At 68.0% G+C, this 19,411-nt stretch carries 22 protein-coding genes; 10 read left to right on the plus strand and 12 right to left on the minus strand.

Features of this window, described 5'->3' with window-relative positions:
- The first annotated feature begins 127 nt into the window (after positions 1-127).
- Positions 128-1,363 (plus strand): PQQ-binding-like beta-propeller repeat protein, encoded by a 1,236-nt coding sequence (locus tag EV137_RS21585; protein ID WP_134130509.1) that lies wholly within the window; start codon positions 128-130, stop codon positions 1,361-1,363.
- Positions 1,364-1,384: 21 nt separating this feature from the next.
- Here the strand turns inward: EV137_RS21585 and EV137_RS21590 are convergent, their stop codons facing one another.
- Complete coding sequence (locus EV137_RS21590; protein WP_134130510.1) at positions 1,385-1,930, minus strand: DUF2231 domain-containing protein; 546 nt, start codon at positions 1,928-1,930, stop codon at positions 1,385-1,387.
- Between the two features lie 73 nt (positions 1,931-2,003).
- The gene (locus EV137_RS21595) at positions 2,004-2,597 is read right to left on the minus strand and encodes a TIGR03086 family metal-binding protein (protein ID WP_134130511.1); all 594 of its coding nucleotides are present in this window, start codon (positions 2,595-2,597) and stop codon (positions 2,004-2,006) included.
- 52 nt (positions 2,598-2,649) lie between these two features.
- Here EV137_RS21595 and EV137_RS21600 point away from each other — a divergent pair, with 52 nt between their 5' ends.
- From EV137_RS21600 to EV137_RS21620, 5 genes are all read left to right on the plus strand, one after another.
- Complete coding sequence (locus EV137_RS21600) at positions 2,650-3,069, plus strand: MarR family winged helix-turn-helix transcriptional regulator (protein ID WP_134130512.1); 420 nt, start codon at positions 2,650-2,652, stop codon at positions 3,067-3,069.
- A 63-nt stretch (positions 3,070-3,132) separates the two neighbouring features.
- Positions 3,133-3,960 carry a hypothetical protein gene (locus EV137_RS21605; RefSeq protein ID WP_134130513.1) on the plus strand — a complete coding sequence of 276 codons (828 nt, stop codon included), beginning with the start codon at positions 3,133-3,135 and terminating at the stop codon, positions 3,958-3,960.
- A 68-nt stretch (positions 3,961-4,028) separates the two neighbouring features.
- Positions 4,029-4,418: a DoxX family protein gene (locus EV137_RS21610; RefSeq protein ID WP_134130514.1), complete on the plus strand. Its 390-nt coding sequence runs from the start codon at positions 4,029-4,031 to the stop codon at positions 4,416-4,418.
- Positions 4,419-4,452: 34 nt separating this feature from the next.
- Entirely contained in the window at positions 4,453-4,962 is a 510-nt protein-coding gene (locus EV137_RS21615) for a sigma-70 family RNA polymerase sigma factor (protein WP_134003045.1), read from the plus strand.
- Complete coding sequence (locus tag EV137_RS21620; protein ID WP_134003047.1) at positions 4,959-5,621, plus strand: anti-sigma factor family protein; 663 nt, start codon at positions 4,959-4,961, stop codon at positions 5,619-5,621. The genes EV137_RS21615 and EV137_RS21620 overlap by 4 nt, the downstream gene beginning before the upstream one ends.
- A gap of 334 nt (positions 5,622-5,955) precedes the next feature.
- On the opposite strand, the gene EV137_RS21625 is transcribed toward EV137_RS21620, so the two are convergent.
- Both EV137_RS21625 and EV137_RS21630 read right to left on the minus strand, forming a co-directional pair.
- Positions 5,956-6,195, minus strand: a complete 240-nt coding sequence (locus tag EV137_RS21625) for a hypothetical protein (RefSeq protein WP_130388759.1) — start codon at positions 6,193-6,195, stop codon at positions 5,956-5,958.
- A gap of 47 nt (positions 6,196-6,242) precedes the next feature.
- Positions 6,243-6,959 (minus strand): ArsR/SmtB family transcription factor, encoded by a 717-nt coding sequence (locus EV137_RS21630; protein ID WP_133787434.1) that lies wholly within the window; start codon positions 6,957-6,959, stop codon positions 6,243-6,245.
- Positions 6,960-7,025: 66 nt separating this feature from the next.
- On the opposite strand from EV137_RS21630, the gene EV137_RS21635 reads away from it, so the two are divergent.
- Positions 7,026-7,628: a flavin reductase family protein gene (locus EV137_RS21635; protein WP_134130515.1), complete on the plus strand. Its 603-nt coding sequence runs from the start codon at positions 7,026-7,028 to the stop codon at positions 7,626-7,628.
- Positions 7,629-7,670: 42 nt separating this feature from the next.
- Here EV137_RS21635 and EV137_RS21640 read toward each other — a convergent pair whose 3' ends face one another.
- Entirely contained in the window at positions 7,671-7,934 is a 264-nt protein-coding gene (locus EV137_RS21640; protein WP_134130516.1) for a hypothetical protein, read from the minus strand.
- A 230-nt stretch (positions 7,935-8,164) separates the two neighbouring features.
- Here EV137_RS21640 and EV137_RS21645 point away from each other — a divergent pair, with 230 nt between their 5' ends.
- Positions 8,165-10,951: a helix-turn-helix transcriptional regulator gene (locus tag EV137_RS21645; protein ID WP_134130517.1), complete on the plus strand. Its 2,787-nt coding sequence runs from the start codon at positions 8,165-8,167 to the stop codon at positions 10,949-10,951.
- Between the two features lie 129 nt (positions 10,952-11,080).
- On the opposite strand, the gene EV137_RS21650 is transcribed toward EV137_RS21645, so the two are convergent.
- The 5 genes from EV137_RS21650 to EV137_RS21670 are packed head-to-tail and all read right to left on the minus strand — an operon-like array spanning position 11,081 to position 14,451.
- Entirely contained in the window at positions 11,081-11,866 is a 786-nt protein-coding gene (locus EV137_RS21650) for an arylamine N-acetyltransferase family protein (protein ID WP_134130518.1), read from the minus strand.
- Between the two features lie 24 nt (positions 11,867-11,890).
- The gene (locus tag EV137_RS21655) at positions 11,891-12,286 is read right to left on the minus strand and encodes a VOC family protein (protein WP_134003057.1); all 396 of its coding nucleotides are present in this window, start codon (positions 12,284-12,286) and stop codon (positions 11,891-11,893) included.
- Between the two features lie 11 nt (positions 12,287-12,297).
- The gene (locus tag EV137_RS21660) at positions 12,298-12,648 is read right to left on the minus strand and encodes an SgcJ/EcaC family oxidoreductase (RefSeq protein ID WP_134130519.1); all 351 of its coding nucleotides are present in this window, start codon (positions 12,646-12,648) and stop codon (positions 12,298-12,300) included.
- Positions 12,645-13,739 (minus strand): YbfB/YjiJ family MFS transporter, encoded by a 1,095-nt coding sequence (locus tag EV137_RS21665; protein WP_202871067.1) that lies wholly within the window; start codon positions 13,737-13,739, stop codon positions 12,645-12,647. The genes EV137_RS21660 and EV137_RS21665 overlap by 4 nt, the downstream gene beginning before the upstream one ends.
- A 1-nt stretch (position 13,740) precedes the next feature.
- Positions 13,741-14,451: an SDR family NAD(P)-dependent oxidoreductase gene (locus tag EV137_RS21670; RefSeq protein ID WP_134130520.1), complete on the minus strand. Its 711-nt coding sequence runs from the start codon at positions 14,449-14,451 to the stop codon at positions 13,741-13,743.
- Between the two features lie 109 nt (positions 14,452-14,560).
- On the opposite strand from EV137_RS21670, the gene EV137_RS41855 reads away from it, so the two are divergent.
- A complete protein-coding gene (locus EV137_RS41855) occupies positions 14,561-15,481 on the plus strand; it encodes a LysR family transcriptional regulator (protein WP_134130521.1) in 921 nt (306 codons plus the stop codon).
- Between the two features lie 91 nt (positions 15,482-15,572).
- Here the strand turns inward: EV137_RS41855 and EV137_RS21680 are convergent, their stop codons facing one another.
- Positions 15,573-16,358, minus strand: a complete 786-nt coding sequence (locus EV137_RS21680; RefSeq protein WP_202871068.1) for a GntR family transcriptional regulator — start codon at positions 16,356-16,358, stop codon at positions 15,573-15,575.
- Between the two features lie 83 nt (positions 16,359-16,441).
- Between EV137_RS21680 and EV137_RS21685 the strand changes: the two genes are divergently transcribed.
- A complete protein-coding gene (locus tag EV137_RS21685) occupies positions 16,442-17,545 on the plus strand; it encodes a YeiH family protein (RefSeq protein ID WP_238175473.1) in 1,104 nt (367 codons plus the stop codon).
- Here the strand turns inward: EV137_RS21685 and EV137_RS21690 are convergent.
- The gene (locus tag EV137_RS21690) at positions 17,530-19,338 is read right to left on the minus strand and encodes a glycoside hydrolase family 2 protein (RefSeq protein ID WP_134130522.1); all 1,809 of its coding nucleotides are present in this window, start codon (positions 19,336-19,338) and stop codon (positions 17,530-17,532) included. The genes EV137_RS21685 and EV137_RS21690 overlap by 16 nt on opposite strands.
- Positions 19,339-19,411 lie beyond the last annotated feature (73 nt).

Consider the following 19,411-nt stretch of genomic DNA (forward strand, 5'->3'; position numbering starts at 1 on the left):
TGGTTTCGATGGGCCACCTGCGCAGCCCGGCAGGTCACTGAGGTGGACGGCGGGCGTGGGTGGGCGTGCGCCGTTGGCTTGCTACCGTCGGCTGGTGCTTGTCCGCCGTCGGTCTGTCCTTCTTGGTATGGCCTCTATACCCCTGCTTGCGGCGTGTGGGGAGACCGCGGACAAGACCGCGCCGAAGTTGATGCTCGAGAAGGTTTGGCAGGAGCGGCTGGTGACGCCGTGGCCGGCTCTGCCGGGGCGGGTGCGGTTGGTGGGTGATGCCGTCGTGATGGTTGACGGCACGGGGACGGAGAACGCTCGGGTCTGCTGTTTCGGCGCGGCGGACGGTGCGCGGAAGTGGGTGATCGACGGTAAGAAGCCGATGTCGGTGCCGGAGCTGGGGACTGTCTGGGTATGTGCCGTCGGCCCGGGATTTCTGGGGAACTCGCCGACACTGGTTCAGCGGCCGGCGGTCCGGCCTGCCGGCGACGTCCTGCCGGTCTCCGTTGCGTCCACACCCAGGGGTACGACGACGAGTGGGGTCGTCGGCGTTGACGTCCGAACAGGCGATCCGGTCTGGGGTTTTCGGGCCGTGGCGACGCCGTCCAACGATCGCACGATGGTCACGGCAGTGGCCGAGTCCGTCGTACTCGCGACCGTCAGCGCGCCCTTCGGTCCTGGCTGGCCGAGCAATGCCCAGTCGCCGACCACGATCGCGCTCGACGCCAAGACCGGCGCCGAGCTGTGGCGTGACGCAGACGTCGTCGGCGTCTCGGGCGATGGGAACTCGGTCGTCGTCGCGAAGCGGGCGACGGGATTCTGGCAGTTGGAGGTCCGGGACGCGCGGACCGGAAAGGCTCGCTGGACCGGTACGCATCAGTCGCGCGGACCGCACGAACACAAGGGAACGGCCGCAGACCACACCGTGCTGCAACACGCGGACCGCACGGATGTCGACGTGATCCGGTTGTCCGACGGCAAGCCACTCGTTTTCGATACCGACAGCGTGCCAGGCGTGGTGGCGAGCGATCCACCGTTGCTCGTGTGGGACAGCGGACCCGCCTGGTGGGCGAAGGGCCCCAACGGTTTCGTCACCCTGGCATTGCCTGAAGGCTCGCCCACCAAGGGAAAGCATCGGCCCAAGGGCCTGGAGTTCACTGCGACGTACGGGGTCGGACCGTACATCTGGGGCGTGTACCAAGACACCCAGGAAAGCCAGGAGAACGACCGTCTCGTAGGGACGATCGCGGTGGACCGCACCGGCGCACCATGCTCGCCGAACCTGCAAGGCGTGGCCCTCGCCGACGTTTCCGAGAAGTGGCTGGTCGTCGGCCGAGCGGGGTACGTCGAGGTCCACCGGGTCAAGCCCGCTTGAGACCGACCCGCAGCGGTGGGATCAGTTGCTCTCGGCAAAGGAATCTCGGCGGGCGGTTCCGCGGGTCAGGGCCAGGTGGCCGCCGAGGAAGCCCGCGCCTGCGATGACCAGGTTGCCGGCCAGGGCGAGCTTTGTACCGGTCCGGTGCCTGCCGCGCAGACGTGCGACGACCGAGCCGGCGAAGAGGGCGATCGCAGCGTCGGCGCCGAGCGCGTGGATCGCGCCGATCCGGCGTTCGGCGCCGGACAGCTCGGACCAGTCGGCCGCGCCGGCGATGGCCGTCGGCACGGAAGCCAGCACCCCGAGCCCGGCGAGGATCCCCGCCCCGCGACGCGACTGGGATCCACCAGCGAGGTCGAGAAGGGTCGTGCCGAGCCAGCACCCGGTTGTCACGTCGGTGAGCGAGGGATGTATCGAATGACCGAGTACGTCGGTGTGTAGCGGACTGCGTCGTGCCCAGCCCATCAGCGGCGCATAAGCCAGCTCCTGAGCGCGCGCCAAGCGCTCAGAGAGCGAGCTTTCACCCACCGCGCGAACCGCGCGCTGCGGCAACGGTTTGGACGCCACGCTCCTCAAGATACGCGCACGCCTGACACCCCCGGAAGCACTTGGTCGGTGGTGGGTTGGAGCGCCGGCTGGTTCAGTTCGGCCAGGTGGGGTTGCGGCCGAGATGGGCGACGATGTGGTCGAGGGGGTCGTTGCCGGACCACGGTACGTCGGGGGCGAACGGCGTACCCGGGGTGAGGCGGACCTCGCCCGTCGGCACCACCTGGGCCACGTCCTGCGCCGCCTCGAGCGTGGCGGGGGCGAAGGTCACCGTCGTACCGAGCGACTTCGCGACGTCCCAGCTGTGGACCACGTAGTCGATGAAGTGGAAGCTGATCGCCTGGGAGCCGGGGAACGCGGCGTCGGGGCCGAACTCGGCGAGTGTGAACGTCCGCTCCGCGACTCCCGGCTGCGCGAACGCGTCCAGGACATGCTCGGCGGATTCGACGTACGCCTTCACCGGGTCGTCGCCGAGATCGCGGACTTTCCAGATCGCCGGGTCGGACTCACCGCGGGAGGCGGCCGCGAAGCCGTAGTGCTGTGTGGCCATGTGGGCGAGCAGACCGTAGAGGGTCCAGGCGCGGCACGGGGTCGGCCTGGACAGGTCGTCGGTGGTCGCGGACGAGACGAGCTCGATGCTGGCCCGGACGGCCTCGGCGTCGAGCTGAACGTAGTCAATAGTAGGCATGCGCCTATCGTAAGCGTCAGCATATGATTGCGCCAGTGCTACCTTTCCGGGCATGGCAACCGAGCGACCCGACCTCGCCGCGATGCTGTATCCGCTGGTGCGGGATCTGATCGCGCTCGAACTGCCCGTGCTCGCCGCGCACAACGTTTCGATGTGGGGCTACTCGGTGCTCACCGCCCTCGACGACACCCCGGTCCGGACCCAGGCCGCGCTCGCCGAGGCGATCGGTGCGGACAAGTCCCGCATCATCGGCACCCTCGACGAACTCCAGCAGGCCGGCCTGATCGAGCGCACCCCGGACCCCGCCGACCGCCGCGCCCGCCTGCTCTCGATCACGCCCCAGGGCCGCAAGATACGTCGTACCGTCCGCAAGGAAATCCAGGCGCAGGAGGAACAGGTCCTCACGACTCTCGCGCCGGCCGACCGCAAGACCTTCGTCCGCATCTTGCAAGAACTGCACGCTTCACGCTGACGATGGAGGCCGATCCCTCGCGCGGGTGATCCGAGCGCGGCCGAGGCTCAACAGACTGGCCGTATGAGACGAGCGGTCGTGGTGTGGGCGGTGGCGTACGGCGTGCTGCGGATCTGGTTCGCGACCGGTCACGCACCCGACTGGAAGTTGCCCGGCGATGATCTGCTGGTCCCGAACTGGGTCTCGGTGATCGGCTGTCTGGTCACCGCGCTCGCCGTGATTCGCATCCGGCCGCGGTTGCTCTGGGCGCTCGCCGCGGCCTGGCTCGCCGCAGCCGGGTTCATCCTGCTCGACCTGGTCGCCACCGTCCTGCCCGGACTCGGCATCCCGATCGACGTGCCCGGGATGGTCAGCCGACTGGCCGCGGTCGCCGGCGCCGTACTGCTCGGCCACCTCGCCAAATCCCACCAGCCCGAGGCCAAGCCCTGGCCGCACTGGGTCTCGACCGCGGGCGCGTGCCTGGCGGCCGCCGGGTGCCTGACCAGGTTGGCGGCGCAAGCAGCCGTCGGCTTCGAGAAGGTGCCGTACGGCGGCAACCTGTCGATCGTGCTCTTCGAAGGCGGCTTCGTCCTCGCGGGAACCGTCCTCCCGTTCCTCCTCGTGCACCGCATCGGCCGGTACTTCCCGCGCTGGCTCCTACTGCTTCCCGGCTACACGATCGGCGCCGGCATCACGGCGTACTTCACCGTCGGCCTGCTCCAGATGATCGTGAACGCGGTCCGGGGCGAGCCCGTCTACGGCGATGTCGGACTCCCGGACAGCTTCTTCTGGGTCGCGGTCCCGGCGTACGTCGTCTGGGGCGCGGGGCTGACCGTCGCCGCCCGCGGTTACCAATTCGCGACCCGAAAGACAACCGATTCGGAATGTGAGCTTCACATCACTCAGCGTTGAACCAAGTAGAGCGTTCAATCGTTCGAACCAGGCACAGACCACAACCACGCCGCGAGGAGTGAGGCCCTGTGCAGGTGCTTGAGCGTTTTCAGAAAGAAGTCATCGGCGTCTTCCGGATCGTCGTCGGGTTCCTGTTTGCGACCCACGGCGCGGCCGCGCTGTTCGGCGTCCTCGGCACTGAACAGGTCGACGCCTTCGCCTGGCCGTCCTGGTGGGCGTCGTTGATCCAGGCGGTCGGCGGTGCGCTGGTGATGATCGGCCTAGGCACCCGGTACGCCGCGCTGCTGTGCTCCGGATCGATGGCCTACGCGTATTTCAGCGTGCACCAGGCGGGTGCTTTGCTGCCCGTGCAGAATGGTGGCGAGAAGGCGGCCCTGTTCTGCTTCGCGTTCCTGCTGATCGCTGTCCTGGGCAACGGTGCCTGGTCGGTGCAGCGGGCCGCTGCACCGAGCAAGTAGCCCGATGTCCGACCCGCACAGAGCAGGAGCGCCGATGGCCGACGACCGGGCGACGCTGCTGCGTGAGCTGCACGATGTGCACGCTCCTGCGCTGTGGCGGTTCGTCGTCCGGCTGACCGGCGACGACCGGCTCGCGGAGGACGTCGTCCAGGAAACCCTGCTGCGGGCGTGGCGGCGACCGAACATCCTGGCCGAGGACGAGGCGGGCGCCCGGGCCTGGCTGTTCACGGTGGCGCGCAACCTCGTCATCGACGACCGGCGCAGCGCCCGGGTCAGCCGGGAGGTCGCCAGCGACGACCTCCCGGAGAGCCCGAGCGCCGACCACGCGAACGCCGTACTGGATGCCTGGCTGGTAGCCGAGTCGCTGGCTCAGTTGTCGGAGGAACATCGGCAGGTGATCGTTCGTGCGTACTACGGGCGCCGTACGGTCACCGACATCGCCGAGGAGCTGGACATCCCGTCGGGCACCGTGAAGTCGCGGCTGCACTACGGGCTGCGGGCGTTGAAGCTCGCGCTGCAGGAGAAGGGGGTGACGAGCCAGTGAGCGACCCGTACCGGGAGTGGGACGCTGCCTACCTGCTCGGCGCGCTGTCGGCGAAGGACCGGCGCGTGTACGAGGAGCATCTGCACGCCTGTGAGGAGTGCTCGGCCGGGGTCGCGTCCCTGGCCGGCATCCCGGGCGTGCTGGCGGCCTTGCCGGCCGACCGGGCGCTGGCCACCATCCCGGCGGAACCGCCGAATCTGCTGCCCGGTCTGGTCCGGAACGTTCAGCGTGACCGGCGCCGCCAGCGGATCCGGGTCGGTGCGCTGACGACCGGGATCGCCGTCGCGGCCGCCGTCATCGGTGCGCTGATCATCGTCCCGCTGACCCGCGACGAGCCGAAGGGCGACTACGTTGTACTCGCCCAGACGGTGTCCAGCAAGCTGTCCGCGGACGCCCGGCTGGTGCCGGAGCCGTGGGGTACGACGATCGAGATCAGCTGCCGGTACGACGAACTCGCGACACCGAGCGAACGCGCCCGCGGGTACGAGTTGTACGTAACGGACACGTCCGGAAAGATCGAGCTGATCGCCAGCTGGACGTCCGCACCCGGGACGACGGTGAAGCCGGCGGCGACCACGAAGCTGCAGCGCAACGAGATCAAGGCCCTGGACATCCGCAGCTCGGAAACCGGTCGCGTGCTGCTCGCTGTTCGTTTCTGATCGTGCATGACCGTAGCCCGTCGGGGCACCTGTTGGGGCACGAGCGGTGGTCGCTCGAGAGGCTGCCGATCCAGGCCCCGGTGTTCAGGGACGTGCACCGGGGCCGCGTACATTCGTGACCAGGTTGCAAGAAAATTCTTCCGATTCTGTAACACTCGGCCCGTCACCGGCGATACACCGTGTGTAACGCCACTGAGGATCCCGTCCCAGGCCGTCCGCCCGAAGGGTCTGGGGCGGGGTTCTCGATGCTTCTGAGGCGCCCAAGCAGCGTTACGAACGAAGGCCCCCGGTGACTCATCACCCCGGGGGCCTTCGTATCGTGCGCGTTCCCTCCCTAGGACGCTTGTTCAGTCGGGCCGTTCGACTCCGGGAGAGCGATCCGGTCCGCCGGGAGGCGTTCCGTCCGCTCGTTGCCGTCGTCGCCCTCGTACTGCACCAGAGCGGTCCATCCCGATTCCTCGTGGTCGCGGCCGATCAGCCAGCCGCGACGCCACTTGCCATCCGCGAGGACGACAACATGGCTGGGCAGAGGGAGTCGGGACACCAGATCGGTGCCGGGCTCGAACTCAGTCATGGCCGAAGGCTAGGGGGTTTCGGAGCCGAGCGCCTCCCGGACGCGTGTTACTTCTGTGTTTCACGCGGGCCGGGCTGCAATTCTTTGACAACTCTCACAGGCAACCCGAACGCTTGAACCGAACCCGACACCTTCAAAGCGCGACCGCCCGGGATATGCGTCACCCAGTCGTTCCGTAACGCGTGCCTGCACAACGCCGCCCCGACTGCGCCGGCGAGATGCGGGCGGCGTTCGGTCACGTCCAGACACGACCTGATGGCGGGCCGGCCGCGTCGTACGTCGACTTCGATGCCGAGATCTTCCAACCAGGCTTGGCCTTCCGGCGTCAACGCGATCCCCTCCGACCAGTCGATGAGGCCACGCTCGGTCATCGCGTCGGCGAGCGCGACGCCGAGCTTGCCGGCCAGGTGGTCGTAGCAGGTGCGCGCCCGCGCGAACGCGTCCCGCTTGCTCACCGCGGCCAGGCTGTTCGCGACTTCTTCACGACGTGGTGCCAACGCGGCGAGACCTTCGAGCAACTCGGCCGTATCCGGTCCGGCGAGCTTCACGTACCGGTGCCGCCCCTGCCGCACCTCGGTCAGCAACCCGCCGCCGACCAGCTGATTCAGGTGCTCGCTGATCGTCGGCCGCGAAACTTTCGCCAACCTGGCAAGCTCGCTGGCAGTCCAGGCCCGCCCGTCGAGCAACGCCAGACAAACCGTCGCCCGAGTCCCGTCGGCCAACATCCGAGCCCACCCCGCCAACTCCTCACCCTCAGCCGTCATACCCCCATCATCCCGCTCCCACAGTTAGGCATCCGCCGAACGGTCTCGTGTCTAGCGTCGGTTTACGTGACTCATCTGACGATCGAACCTTCCATCCTGTACGTCGGCACGCCGGTTGCCCTGCTCACGACCGTGAACGAGGACGACACCGTCAACCTTGCCCCGATGTCGTCGGCCTGGGCGCTCGGCGACGTTGTGGTGCTTGGGGTCGGTGTCTCGGGACAGACTGCGATCAACCTGCGTGCGAGCCCGGAGGTGGTGATCAACTACCCGTCACCCGAGCAGTGGGAGTCGGTCGAACGCCTCGCCCCGTTGACGGCGGCCGACCCGGTCCCGTCCCACAAACAGGCCCGCTTCCGCCACGAACGCGCCAAGTTCACCGCATCCGGCCTGACCCCCGTCCCCTCCGAACTCGTCACCCCACCCCGAGTCGCCGAATGCCCACTCCAATTCGAGGCTACGGTCGTAGATGCGGATCTAGATGCTAAAGGCAACTTCCTGATCGCGCAGGCCCGTGTCGTCCGAGTACACGCCGCCAGAGAGATCGTCGTACCAGGCACCTCGCACGTAGACCCCGCAGCCTGGTCACCCCTCATCTACAACTTCCGCCACTACTACGGCCTAGGCCCCGAACTAGGCGAGTCCTTCCGCACCGAAACCCCAAGGTAGGCGGCCGAGGCTGGGTGTGTGATCCCGCTCTCGGTGGTCGGGTTACTGAGCGGCTTTGCGGCGCAGCCGGGTAACTGCGGCGAATCCGGCTCCGGTGACGGCGATCCCGCCGACTGTTCCGGCGCCGAGCTGCGCCAGGTCCAGATCGAAGCCGCTGTCCGCGGGGCGCGTCGATGGTGGGTTGGCGTTCGCACCGAGTTCAGGTTTCGTGATTGCGCTGGCCGGCGCGGTGACGGCCAGCGGGAGGCCGGCGATGCCGATCGTTGCGGCAATGGTGGCGATTCTGGTGATGGTCTTGATAGCCATTGGAATTCGACTCCTCATGAGTTGGACTTGCCAATGACTGTCCGAGATGAGGAGCACCGTCGACATCGGGCATCCGCGCACAAATCTGCCGTCGTTCGCCTTATGCCGCTGTCATTTGGAGCGGCAGTGCCTTAGTTGCGGTCGCGTGCGCCAAGCCGGGCTGCGGCGCCGGTTGGTGGGATCGCCAGGTGAGGGCTTTCTCGCCACAGGACGGGGGCGCATGATGGTGTATGGCCGACTTGATGGCCGGACGCGGAGATGAGGCTCCGGTACTGCGGGGATTGATCGCTGATCTGGCGGAGCGCTCAGCAGCCGTGGTGGTTCGGGGTGAGGCGGGCATCGGTAAGACACTGCTCGTCCGGAGAGTTCTGGACGAGCAGGCTGGTAGCGGTGTGCGGATCTTTCGCGGCGCCTGCGCGCCGATGTCGAGTGCGACCGCCTACAGCGGCCTGGGCGCCACTGTGACGGCTGCGCTGAGCCAATCGGCAAACAGTCAGTTCCCGTCGGCTGCTGCGGCTCGAGCATGGTCGATGCAGACCCTTGCCGGAGTGCTCGACGACGGGAAACGGAGCACGGTTCTGCTGGTCGAGGATGTTCACTGGGCGGATTGGTCCACGCTCGACCTCCTTGCCCACTTGACACGTAACCTGCCTGAGCGACGGTTGCTGGTCCTGCTGACGTGGCGCGACGAGACAGTCGAGCCCGACCGCCTGACCTGGCTGGGGGAGGTACTTCGAACCCCGGGGCTCGTCGATCTACCGCTTCGCCGGCTGACCGAGCAGGAGACGTTGCGACAATTGCGCGCTCTCCAACCCAACTGCACGGCGGAGACGGTCGCTACGGTTTACCGGCGCAGTGCAGGCAATCCGTACCTGAACGTCGAACTCATCCGCGGGGACCTGACGGTCCCGGCTTCGTTGCGCCAGTTGCTGCTAGCGCGTCTGCAGGCACTCTCGCCGACGGCTCGCGCAGTCGTCGCGGCCACTGGCTCACTTGCTCGCGCTCTCGATGACGATGACCTGCTGGCGGCGGCTGACTCTGCCGCCGACGCCGTCCGAGAGGCCTGTGAGTCCGGTCTGGTGATCCGCGACTCGGAGGTCGGCTGCGCTGCGCGGCACCCGGTGATCGCCGAGGTCGCCTACGACCAGTTGCTGTCCTCGGAACGTCGCGACCTGCATGCGCGACTCGCGAAGCATTTGTCCGAACGCATTGGCGGCGACACCACCGCATCGGTGATCGCCGAGGTCGCCGAGCAGTATCACCGCGCGAACGATCGAGATGCGGCGTTCAGTTGGGCTCTGATGGCGGCCCGTGCGGCCGAGAAGGAGTACGCGTTCGCGGAGGCCGGCCACTGGTTCTCCGTTGCGTCGTCGTTGTGGAGGCCGTCGGACCTGGCCGATGACCGGGTGCCGCCGCGCCTTGTGCTCGCCGAGCGGGCGGCTTCGCTGCTGAGCGGCGCCGGCCGGCATGTCGAGGCTCTCGCCTTGCTCGACGCGGCGGTGACTGATCGCGACACCGAAGTCGGCACGCTCGCGGCCCTGCTGATGCGTGGCACGCTGCGCGGACTGACCGACGACCTCGCGGGCGCGATGGCGGACCTGCAGCGAGCGCGGCGTCTGGTGTCAGCCGGTGACGACCGAACTCTTGGCCAGGTTTACATCTCGCACGCGATGATGCTGCGCGGCTACGCGCACACGGCTGAGACCGCTGAGGCGGCCCAGGCGGCGCTGGAGCATGCGGCCAAAGCCGGTGACACCCGGACGATCGGGCAGGCTCGGTCGATGCTGGGAGCGGTCGCCGCCATCGAGGGCCGGCTCGACAAGGCGTTCGAAGAGGCTGTGGCAGGGCTCAAGATCGCTCGCGACCTCGCCGAACCCGAGGACCTGGCCATGGCGGCGATGCACCTGACCTTTGTGCACGGATTGCGCAACGACACCGACCAGGTGGTGGCGGTCGCGGACACCATCCAGAGCGAGCTACGGCACTTGATGGTCAACGAGCACTGGGTAGAGGGCATCCTCGAGAGCAATGCCGTCTACAACCTCTATCTCGCTGGTCGGTGGGACGAAGCGCTGGACAGGGATGACAACAAGGGCCGTCTCCCGTCCGGACCGGCGTTCAAGGACTCCCAGCTCGCGCTGATCCATCTTGCACGAGGGAACCTCCAGAAGGCCGTCGAACTGATGGACGGGCAAGAGGTGTTCGCGGTCGACGACCAGCCCCAGGACAAGAGTGACTACGCCGAGACCATGGCCCTGGTGCGTCTCGTCCAGCATCGCCCGCGCGAGGCCCTGGCTCTTGTCCTCGACTCCGCCGAACTCAGCCACGACACCGAAGACGAACCGATGGCCGGCTCGCTGCTGTGCATCGGTCTCGAGGCAGCGGTCGCAGCGCAGTCAGCTGACGGCTTCGATCGACTTGTGGCGCTCTATCGGCGTGCCGTTTCTGGGTTTGCGGCCGGAGCGCTGGCTGCGGTTGTCGACGGTGAACGATCCCGGATCCGCGGCACGCCCGACCCGGCGGCGTGGCTTTCCGCAGCACAGGAATGGGCGTCACTCGGCCGGCCGTACTGGGAGGCGCAAGCCCGCCTGAGGGCAGCCGAAGCGCTGCTGGCCCAGCGCAGGCAAACCGGCGCTCGAGGACGTGCGACGGCCGAGCTGGAAACGGCGCGGCAGATCGCAGACCAGCTCGGTGCGGAGCCGCTGCTCAGCCGAATTCAGGCGCTGGCGAAGATCGCTCGGGTCCATCTCGACGACTCCGCGACCGAGCACCACGAGCGCCGCGGTGCCACCGCGGATCCACAGTCACTGTTGACCGAGCGTGAGCGGCAGGTGCTTGCCTTGGTTGCTGCTGGGCGGACGAATCGTGAGATCGGCGCGACGCTCTACATGAGCCCCAAGACTGCCAGCGTGCACGTCACGCACATCCTCGAGAAGCTCGGCGTACAGAGCCGCGTCCAAGCCGCCGCCGAGGCAGTCCGGCTCGACCTGACGAACCACCCGGAATCATCCACCTGAGGGTAGCTGTCGCGACGGTCAGCTCGACGCAGGGCGCCGGCCCGGTAGTCGCCCGAGCGCGCGTAGCTGCCTTGGACGAGGAGTGGAGCGACGAGGTGGCGGCTGCGTGGCACGCGTGAGGTTGACGCGTTAGACCAGGCGGAGGCGGTCTATTTCTTCTTCGTTGAGGATTACGTCCAGGGATGCGAGTGCGTCGGGGAGGTCTGCTGGGGGGATGTTGCGTTCGGTGGTGTGGCCGTTGGCTTGTTCGGTGGTGAGGGTGTTACCTACCAGGCGGCGTACGACGCCGTCGGCTACTCGCATTACTACTGGGCGGCCGGTGAAGGGGGACTTCGGGTGGGTTGAGACGTAGTGGTGGTAGACCTCGTAGTCGATCGGGCGGACCGGCTCGTCGTTCGACGCGTGCTGGGGGACCCACCCGTCGGCGGTCTGCTTCGACAGGGTCCACAGGTCGCCGTTGAGCGTGAGGCGGTGGTCCCAGCCCGCCTGGTCGACGACGGCGCCGTCCTTCAACGGGGTCGGGTACAGCTGGCCGGCCCCGAATCCCACGTCAGCCAGGAACTCCTGCCCGTCGACGCCCACCTTCAGCAGTGCATGCGTCCGCGGTCCGGCCTTGTGCGGTTGCACCCGGGCGACCCGGCGTACGACGTCGAAGCCGAGCTGCTCGAGCGCGGCGCCGAACAGCAGTGCGTGCTCGTAGCAGTACCCGCCGCGTTGCCGGCCGACCAGCTTGGCCTGGATCGCGTCGAGGCTGATGCCGGGATGCGTGCCGAGGATCACGTCGATGTTCTCGAACGGGATCGCCAGCACGTGTGCCCGATGCAGGCTCCGCAACGCGTCGGCGGACGGGCGCACCCGGTCGTGCCCGATGCGGGCGAGGTAGGCATCCAGGTCCAGGTCGTCGATGTTCCACATGCCCGCTACCTCAACACTTCCAGTTCACTTGAGGTCAAGCTCGGTGAACAAGGTCAGCTGGATGCCGCCCGGGGTTTCGAGGCGGGCGTTCAGCGAGTTCCACGGCGTACGGGTCGGCTCCGCGATCACGTCAGCGCCGGCGTCGGCCAGCCGCGTCGTTGTCTCAGCCGAGTCGGCGACCTCGAGCGCGACCCGGAACTTGCCGGCGACCCGCCGCCCGACCTCGACCTCGTCGATGTACTCGGCCTGCGCGGTATTCGCAATCTCGAGCGTCGCCCGACCGGCCTCGAGGATCATCACCTGCGCATCCCCTGTCGTGTAGGACTCGCGCTCCGGCAACCCGAGCGCGTCCCGATAGAACGCCACCGCGGCGTCGTAATCGTCCACCGTCACAACCAACCGCAGCTCTTTGACACTCATCCAGCCAGTATCTACAACCGCGACACCTGGTAGTGCGCAATCAGCCAACCATCGTCCGTCCGCCGGAGCAGCACGCTCAGATTGACGGTCAGCGTAGGCCGGTCGGTGAACGTGAAGTCGACCGTCAGGTACCCGAGCAGCAGGTCGTCGCTCAGCTCGCGCGCCTCCAAGATCTGGTACTGCGGCGACAGGCCGAGAGGCTGTGAGTCGTAGTACTCCGCGACGGTGTCGCGACCCACGCCGTACGGATGCAGGCCCTGGAAGATGGCGTCCTTCGTGAAGAGGGCGGCGACGCGTTCGGGATCGTGGTCGTCGACGCCTGACTTCCACTGGTCCAGGACGTCGGTGAGGATGGCGTTCATGTGAGTCTCCTAAGGGGATGGCGAACCAGGAGCGCGGCTGCCGCGGCGAGTGCCACGACGCCGGCGCTGACCAGGAGCGCCTGGTGATATCCGTTGTGTAGTAGGGGTCCGACCGCCAGGGGTCCGACGATCTGGCCGAGGCTGTAGCCGGTGGTGAGGATGGCGACCGCGTGCGGCACACGGAGTTCGGTGCCGATCGCGATCGCGAGGTTGGCGACGCCTAGGAACGTGGCGCCGAAGAGGGCGGCGGAGGTCAGCGCGGCAGCGACGCCGTGCACAAATGTCGGCAACGCGATACCGATTGCCTGGAGCGTCAACGCCGCCAGCAGAAGGGTCGACCGTGACCAGCGGCGACTGAGGCGAGCCCAGGCCGCGGTCGAAGGTACGGCGGCGATACCGACGAGGATCCAGGCGCCGTTGCCGACCGGACCGGAGGCGGTTTCGTTGATCGCGGCCACGAGGAACGTACCGGCGATGATGTAGCCGATTCCCTCCAAGGTGTAGCTGGTGAGAAGTGCGGTGAAGTCCCGGGACCGGGTCGCGCGTTCAGTGGGCGACAGTGTCGGTGATCCGGTCAGGTGCCACGCCGGGAGCGTGCAGGCGATCGTCAGCAGCGCTGTGATCCACCACGCCGTACGCCAGTCGCCGCCGACCAGGACCGCGCCCGAGAGTGCGATGCCGGCGCCGACACCGCCGAAGGTCCAGCCGACTTGGTGGCTGTGCAGCCGGGGGAGTACGGCGCTGACCGCGATCACGAACACCAAGGCGCTCGCGATCCCCGCGATCAGGCGCAACCCCAGCCAGAGCGAACCGCTCCGGCTCAGTGGCATCAGGGCAAGCGTCGCGGCCAGGATCAGGAGCGACACGCGAAGCGCCCAGCGGGAGTGGAGGAGCCGCGGCGCGACCATCGCCGCCAATGCACCGGCGAGGTAACCGGTGTAGTTGGCCGTTGCGAGGGCCGCGCCGAGTCGCGGTGACAGGCCGGCCTGCGTGTGCATCAGCGGCAGGATCGGCGTGTACGCGAACCGGCCGATGCCCATCCCGCCGGCCAGCGCCGCCGCGCCCTGACCCGCCAGGCGCCACTGCTTCATGTCAGTGCCCAGCCTGCTGTCCGCCGTCCACGTGCAGCACCTCGCCGGTCACGAACTTCGCGTTCTCCAAGTACGTGACGGCGTCGACGATCTCCTCGATCTCGCCGAGCCGGCCGACGGGGTGCAGTGCGGCGAGGAACTCGTGCGTTTCCTCAGGGTGCATCGGCGTACGGATGACGCCTGGTGCGACGGCGTTGACGCGGATGTTGCGGGTCGCGTACTCGGTGGCGAGCGACTTGGTGGCGGAGTTCAGGCCGCCCTTGGTCAGTGCGGCCAGGACGGCCGGAACACTGCTGAAGCCTCGGTCCGCGAAGGTGGTGGTGATGCTGACCACGTGGCCGCCGTCGGGGTTCTCGAGCATCGCCGCGATCGCACGGCGGGTGATGTCGAAGAACCCGCGCAGGTTCAGGCCGGTGGCCAGGTCGTAGTCCTCGTCGGTGTAGTCGGTGAACGGCTTCGCGACGAAGACGCCCGCGTTGTTGACCAGGGTGTCGATCCGGCCGAAGCTCTCGAGGCCTTGCTCGATCACCCGGGCGCCCACGCCCGGCTCGGCTAGATCGCCTTGTACGGCCAGCACCTCGGGGTCGTCGGAGCGGTCGATCGTGCGCGAGTTCGCGACGACGGCGTAGCCGAGTTTGCGGTACGCCGTGACGAGCCCGGCGCCGATGCCCTGGGACGCTCCGGTGATCACGGCGACTTTGCGGTGGTTCATGGTTCTCGCTCTCCTCGAGTGGATGTACTTCGATCGTTGTCGAACCATGGGCGCTTTTCCACGACCGGTTTGCTCCCAGCTGAGAGGCGCGGCCTACTACGCTGCAGGCGTGGAGCTGCGCCAGTTGCGGTACTTCGTGGCGGTCGCCGAGGAGCTGAACTTCGGGCGGGCCGCGGCCCGGTTGCACATCGCCGGCCCGTCGCTGTCGCAACAGATCAAGGCGCTCGAGCGCGATCTCGGCGTACGGCTGTTCGAGCGCGATCGCCGAACCGTGCGGTTGACCGCGTTTGGCGAGACGTTGCTGCCGCAGACACGGGCGTTGCTCGAGCAGGCCGACACGTTGCGACGTACCGCTCGGGGGTTCGCGGCGAGTGAGCCGGTGCGGTTGGGTTACGTCAGCTGGCGGCCGGCGGATCTGGCGGAGCGGGTGTCCGGGGTCGCGCAGCTGCTCGTGGATGCCTGGGTGATGCCGTCGCACACGCAGGCCGGGCGAGTCGCGGACGGCAGCATCGACCTGGCGATCTGCTGGGTGCGCGCGACCGACCTCGCCGAGCAGGAACTGGCGGGCTCGCTGCTGGGTGCAGACCGGTTGTTCGCGTTCTCGATCGGTGACGACTCGCCCGTGCGGGCGCGCGACACGGTCGTGCTGGTCGACGCGGATACCGAAGCGTGGGCCTCGTGGAACATCTACGCGGTGGAGTTCGCCCGCGCCACTGGAGCGTCAGTGGTCCGCATCGACGACCACGGCATCACCGGTCCTGCCTTCTACGACCACGTACGCCGTCTGGGACGCCCGGTCGTCAGCTCGCCGAAACGGGACGCGACCCCGCTCCCGCGCGACTTCGTACGCCGGACGGTCGTCGACCCGATCCCGTTGTGGACTTGGGCTTTGGTGGCACGACAGGACGAGATGCGATCCGCCGTGCTCGCGACCGTCGAGGCGCTGACGCGGGATGTGAAGGTGGAGTTCGATCCCCGCGCGTGCTGGTTGCCGGCCGACGACCCGTTCCGCGCAGAACTCGGCGCGTGACGGACGCCCAGGCCATCACAATGCCCCGCGCCGGCGACGTGCCCGCGGGAGTCGGCCCGGTGGGCGCGATTGTGATGGCCTGGGCGTCCGGCTACCAGGCCTTGGTCAGGGCGGTGGTGTTCGGGGACGACGTCAGGCGGTAGCCCGTGTGCGCGGAGAACTCGGCGGAGAGGGCGAAGCGGTCGCCGCGGACGATGGTGTGCCGCCACTCGACCGGGCGGTTCTGCGCGGTGCCCTGGCGGATGATCGAGAAGACCGCGGCATCGTCCGGGCAGTGCAGGAGTGCGCGCTCGGCGGGGCTCGGGTTCATCGCCCGGATGTCCTCGCGTCCGTGGTCGAGGTTGATGCCGGTGCGTTCGGCCAGCTCGTTGTAGAGGCTGGTGTGGGTGAAGTCCGCGTTCAGCAGCGGCTCCGCGAGGGCGGCGGGCAGCCAGACGCGATCGAGTGCGAGCGGCTCGTCACCGGCGTACCGGAGACGCTCGAGGTAGAGCAGCGGAATCGACCCTTCGAGGTCGAGGCGGGCGGCGACCACACCGTCCGCACGGAGGTCGAGTGCCCGTACGACGCTGTGCTGCGGCAGGCCCGATTCCTCGACGGAGGAGAACAGGCTGTAGAGCGCGCCCATCGGCTGCCGGATCTCCGGTGCGGTCGCGACCCGCGGCTGCCGGCCACGCTCCGCGACGATCAGTCCGTCGGTACGGAGCTGTCCGAGTGCCTGGCGGACGGTGTGCCGGCTGACCGCGTACTCCTCGACCAGCGCGAGCTCGCCCGGGAACGCGTCGTCGAACTCCCCGGAGCGCAGCCGGCGTACCAGATCCTCCTGCAGTTGCTTCCACAACGGATCTCCACCGGCCCGGTCGAGCCTGCGTACGGTCACCCAGTTCCTCCCAGTTGCCAAATGTCCGGTCATCTCCTACCGTGAATGTACGTACATTTCTCGCAGGAGGGAACCGGCTAGTGGTGCAGCTTGAGGTTAGGCCACCTCACCCCCACCCCGCCGCTCCCACCGTCCGTCGCATCGGGTCTGCCGTACGGCGGCTGCGCGGGTTGTGGATCGTCCTCCTGGTAACCGCTGTCGCGGTCCCGCTCGGGCGGCTCGTGCCGCTCGTCGGCGGACCGGTCTTCGGGATCCTGCTCGGCGTGATCACGGGCAGTGTGATCCCGGCACTGCGCTCGGAGGTCTGGCGGCCGGGATACGACTTCGCCTCGAAGACATTGCTCCAGCTGTCGATCGTCGTACTCGGCACCGGACTGTCGCTGCAGCAGGTCGCGCGGGTCGGCGTCTCGTCGTTGCCCGTCATGCTCGGCACGTTGGCGCTCGCCCTCGGCGGCGCGTGGTTGTTCGGCCGGATCCTCGGCGTCCGTGGCGACACCCAGATCCTGATCGGCGTCGGTACCGCGATCTGCGGCGGCTCCGCGATCGCGGCCGCGACCGCCGCGATCGGCGCCAAGCGCTCGTCCGTCGCCTATGCGCTCGCGACGATCTTCACCTTCAACATCGTCGCCGTCCTGACGTTCCCGCCGCTCGGCCACCTGATGGGCATGAGCTCGGAGGCGTTCGGGTTGTGGGCCGGTACGGCGGTCAACGACACGTCGTCCGTCGTCGCGGCCGGGTACGCGTACAGCCAGGCGGCCGGCGACCAGGCGATCGTCGTGAAGCTGACGCGGTCGCTGACCTTGATCCCGATCGTGCTGACCCTGGTCGCGCTGAAGATCCGGCGCGAGAACCGCGTCGCCCGCGCGCTCGACGCCGCGGCCGAGGGGTCCTACGCAGGCGCCACGGCATCGATCCGTAAACCGTTGCCGTGGCGCAAGCTCGTTCCGCTGTTCCTGATCGGCTTCATCGCCGCCGCGGGCCTCCGCTCGGCCGGCGCCGTACCGGAGTCCTGGCTGCCTGGTTTGAGCCTCACCGGCAGCACGCTCATCACCGCCGCGCTAGCCGGGATCGGCCTTTCACTACGTCCGAGCGAGCTGCGCGACGCAGGACCCAGGCCGCTCCTCCTCGGAGCAATCCTCTGGATCCTGGTCGCTGCCGGCAGCCTCGGGCTTCAGTCCTTCTCGTAGGCGGCCTGGCGCTCCTGGACTGCCTTGATCCGCGGTACATCGAGCTTGTTGCTGCGGTCGAAGTTGTAGATGCCGTTCTCTTCCTGGAACACGTCGGTCAGCTGCGTGTAGCAGTAGCCGAACATCAACTCGTTGTCGAGCAGCGCGTCGACCAGGCCGGCGAAGCGGGTGTAGAAGTCCTCTTCGTTCGCGACCCGCTGGCCGTAGCCCCACGAGTCCGCGGAGTTCCCGCTCTTCCCGGCGGCCGCCTTCTCCGCGTTCCACCAGATGCCACCGAACTCGCTGCAGAAGTACGGCTGGCCGTCGTACGCCAACGAGATCGGCTTGCCCTCGGGGCCGCCGGTGTTGCCGTACGGCTTGTCGTTCACCAGATCCGCCATCTGCTTCGCGAACTCGGCCGGGTCCTGCTCGTAGTTGTGCGAGTCCCAGACGTCCGTCTCCGGCACGCGGTGCGAGTATCCGGACGCGTCGAGCACTGGGCGGCTGGTGTCGGCCGCCTTGGTGGCCAGGAACATCGCGCGGGTCACGTCGTCGAGCTGCGTGATCCGGTCGTGCAGCAGCTGGTGCGTCTCGTTCAGCGGGCACCAGCCGATGATGCTCGGGTGGCTGTAGTCGCGTTCGACCGCCTCGAGCCACTGGCCGACGTACGACGCGGTCGGCTGCTGGTTCTCCTTGTCGGTGTTACCGACGCCGGAGCCCCAGTCGCCGAACTCGCCCCAGACCAGGTATCCGAGCCGGTCCGCGTGGTACAGGAACCGCTCCTCGAACACCTTCTGGTGCAGGCGTGCGCCGTTGAACCCGGCCGCCAGGCTGAGCTCGATGTCGCGGACCAGCGCCTCCTCGGACGGCGCGGTCATCAGGCTCTCCGGCCAGTACCCCTGGTCCAGCACGAGCCGCTGGAACACGTGCTTGCCGTTGATCAGGATCGCCTTGCCGTTGATGCTCACCGACCGCAGGCCGGCGTACGAGTCGGCGCCGTCGACCACGTTGCCGTCGGCATCGATCAGCTCGAGGCGTACGTCGTACAGATGCGGATCCGTGGTGTCCCAGAGGCGGACGCGCTCGGCCGGGACCTGCAGGGTGAGCCGCGGGGCCAGGTCGAGGTCGGCGCGGACCTCGGCGGTGGTCACCTCGCCGTCGGCGTCCTTGAGGACGGCCCTGATCTTGTAGCCGGCCTTGTTCGCCGAGACCGGTACTTCGAGGTGGAACGCGGAGCCGGCCACGTCCGGCGTGATCCGCGGACGCTTCAGGTGCACCGTGGGTACCGCTTCGAGCCAGACGGTCTGCCAGATGCCGGTGGTGCGGGTGTACAGGCAGGCGTGGTTGAAGTACAGCTGGCTCTGCTTGCCACGCGCCTGCGGGCCGCGGTGCGTGTCGCGAGCGCGGACGACGATGGTCGCCTGCTCGCCCGGCTTGGCGACGTGGCGCAGATTGGCGCTGAACGGGGTGAACCCGCCGCGGTGCCGGACCACCTCCTCGCCGTTCACCCAGACGGTGGTGTCGTGGTCGACGGCCTGGAAGTGCAGTACGGCGTCCTTGCCGTCCCACTCCGCGGGGATCGTGACGGTGGTGCGGTACCAGACCGCCTCCATGAAGTCGACGTCCTCGATCCCGGACAACTCGGTCTCCGGCGCGAACGGTACGACGATCCGCTGGGACAGCTCGCGTTCACGCAGGCCGCGCTCCAGCCCGGAGTCCGACCGGTCGATCTCGAACTGCCACTCGCCGTTCAGATTCACCCACTCGGGGCGGACGAACTGCGGACGCGGGTACTCCGCACGAGGCTGCGACATTGTTGTCTCCCGTGGTGCTTGATCGGTGGCGGGACACGAGCACTTTACAACGTTGAAATGGCCCCAGCAATGG

Source organism: Kribbella pratensis, from assembly GCF_004366075.1.
GTDB lineage: Bacteria > Actinomycetota > Actinomycetes > Propionibacteriales > Kribbellaceae > Kribbella > Kribbella pratensis.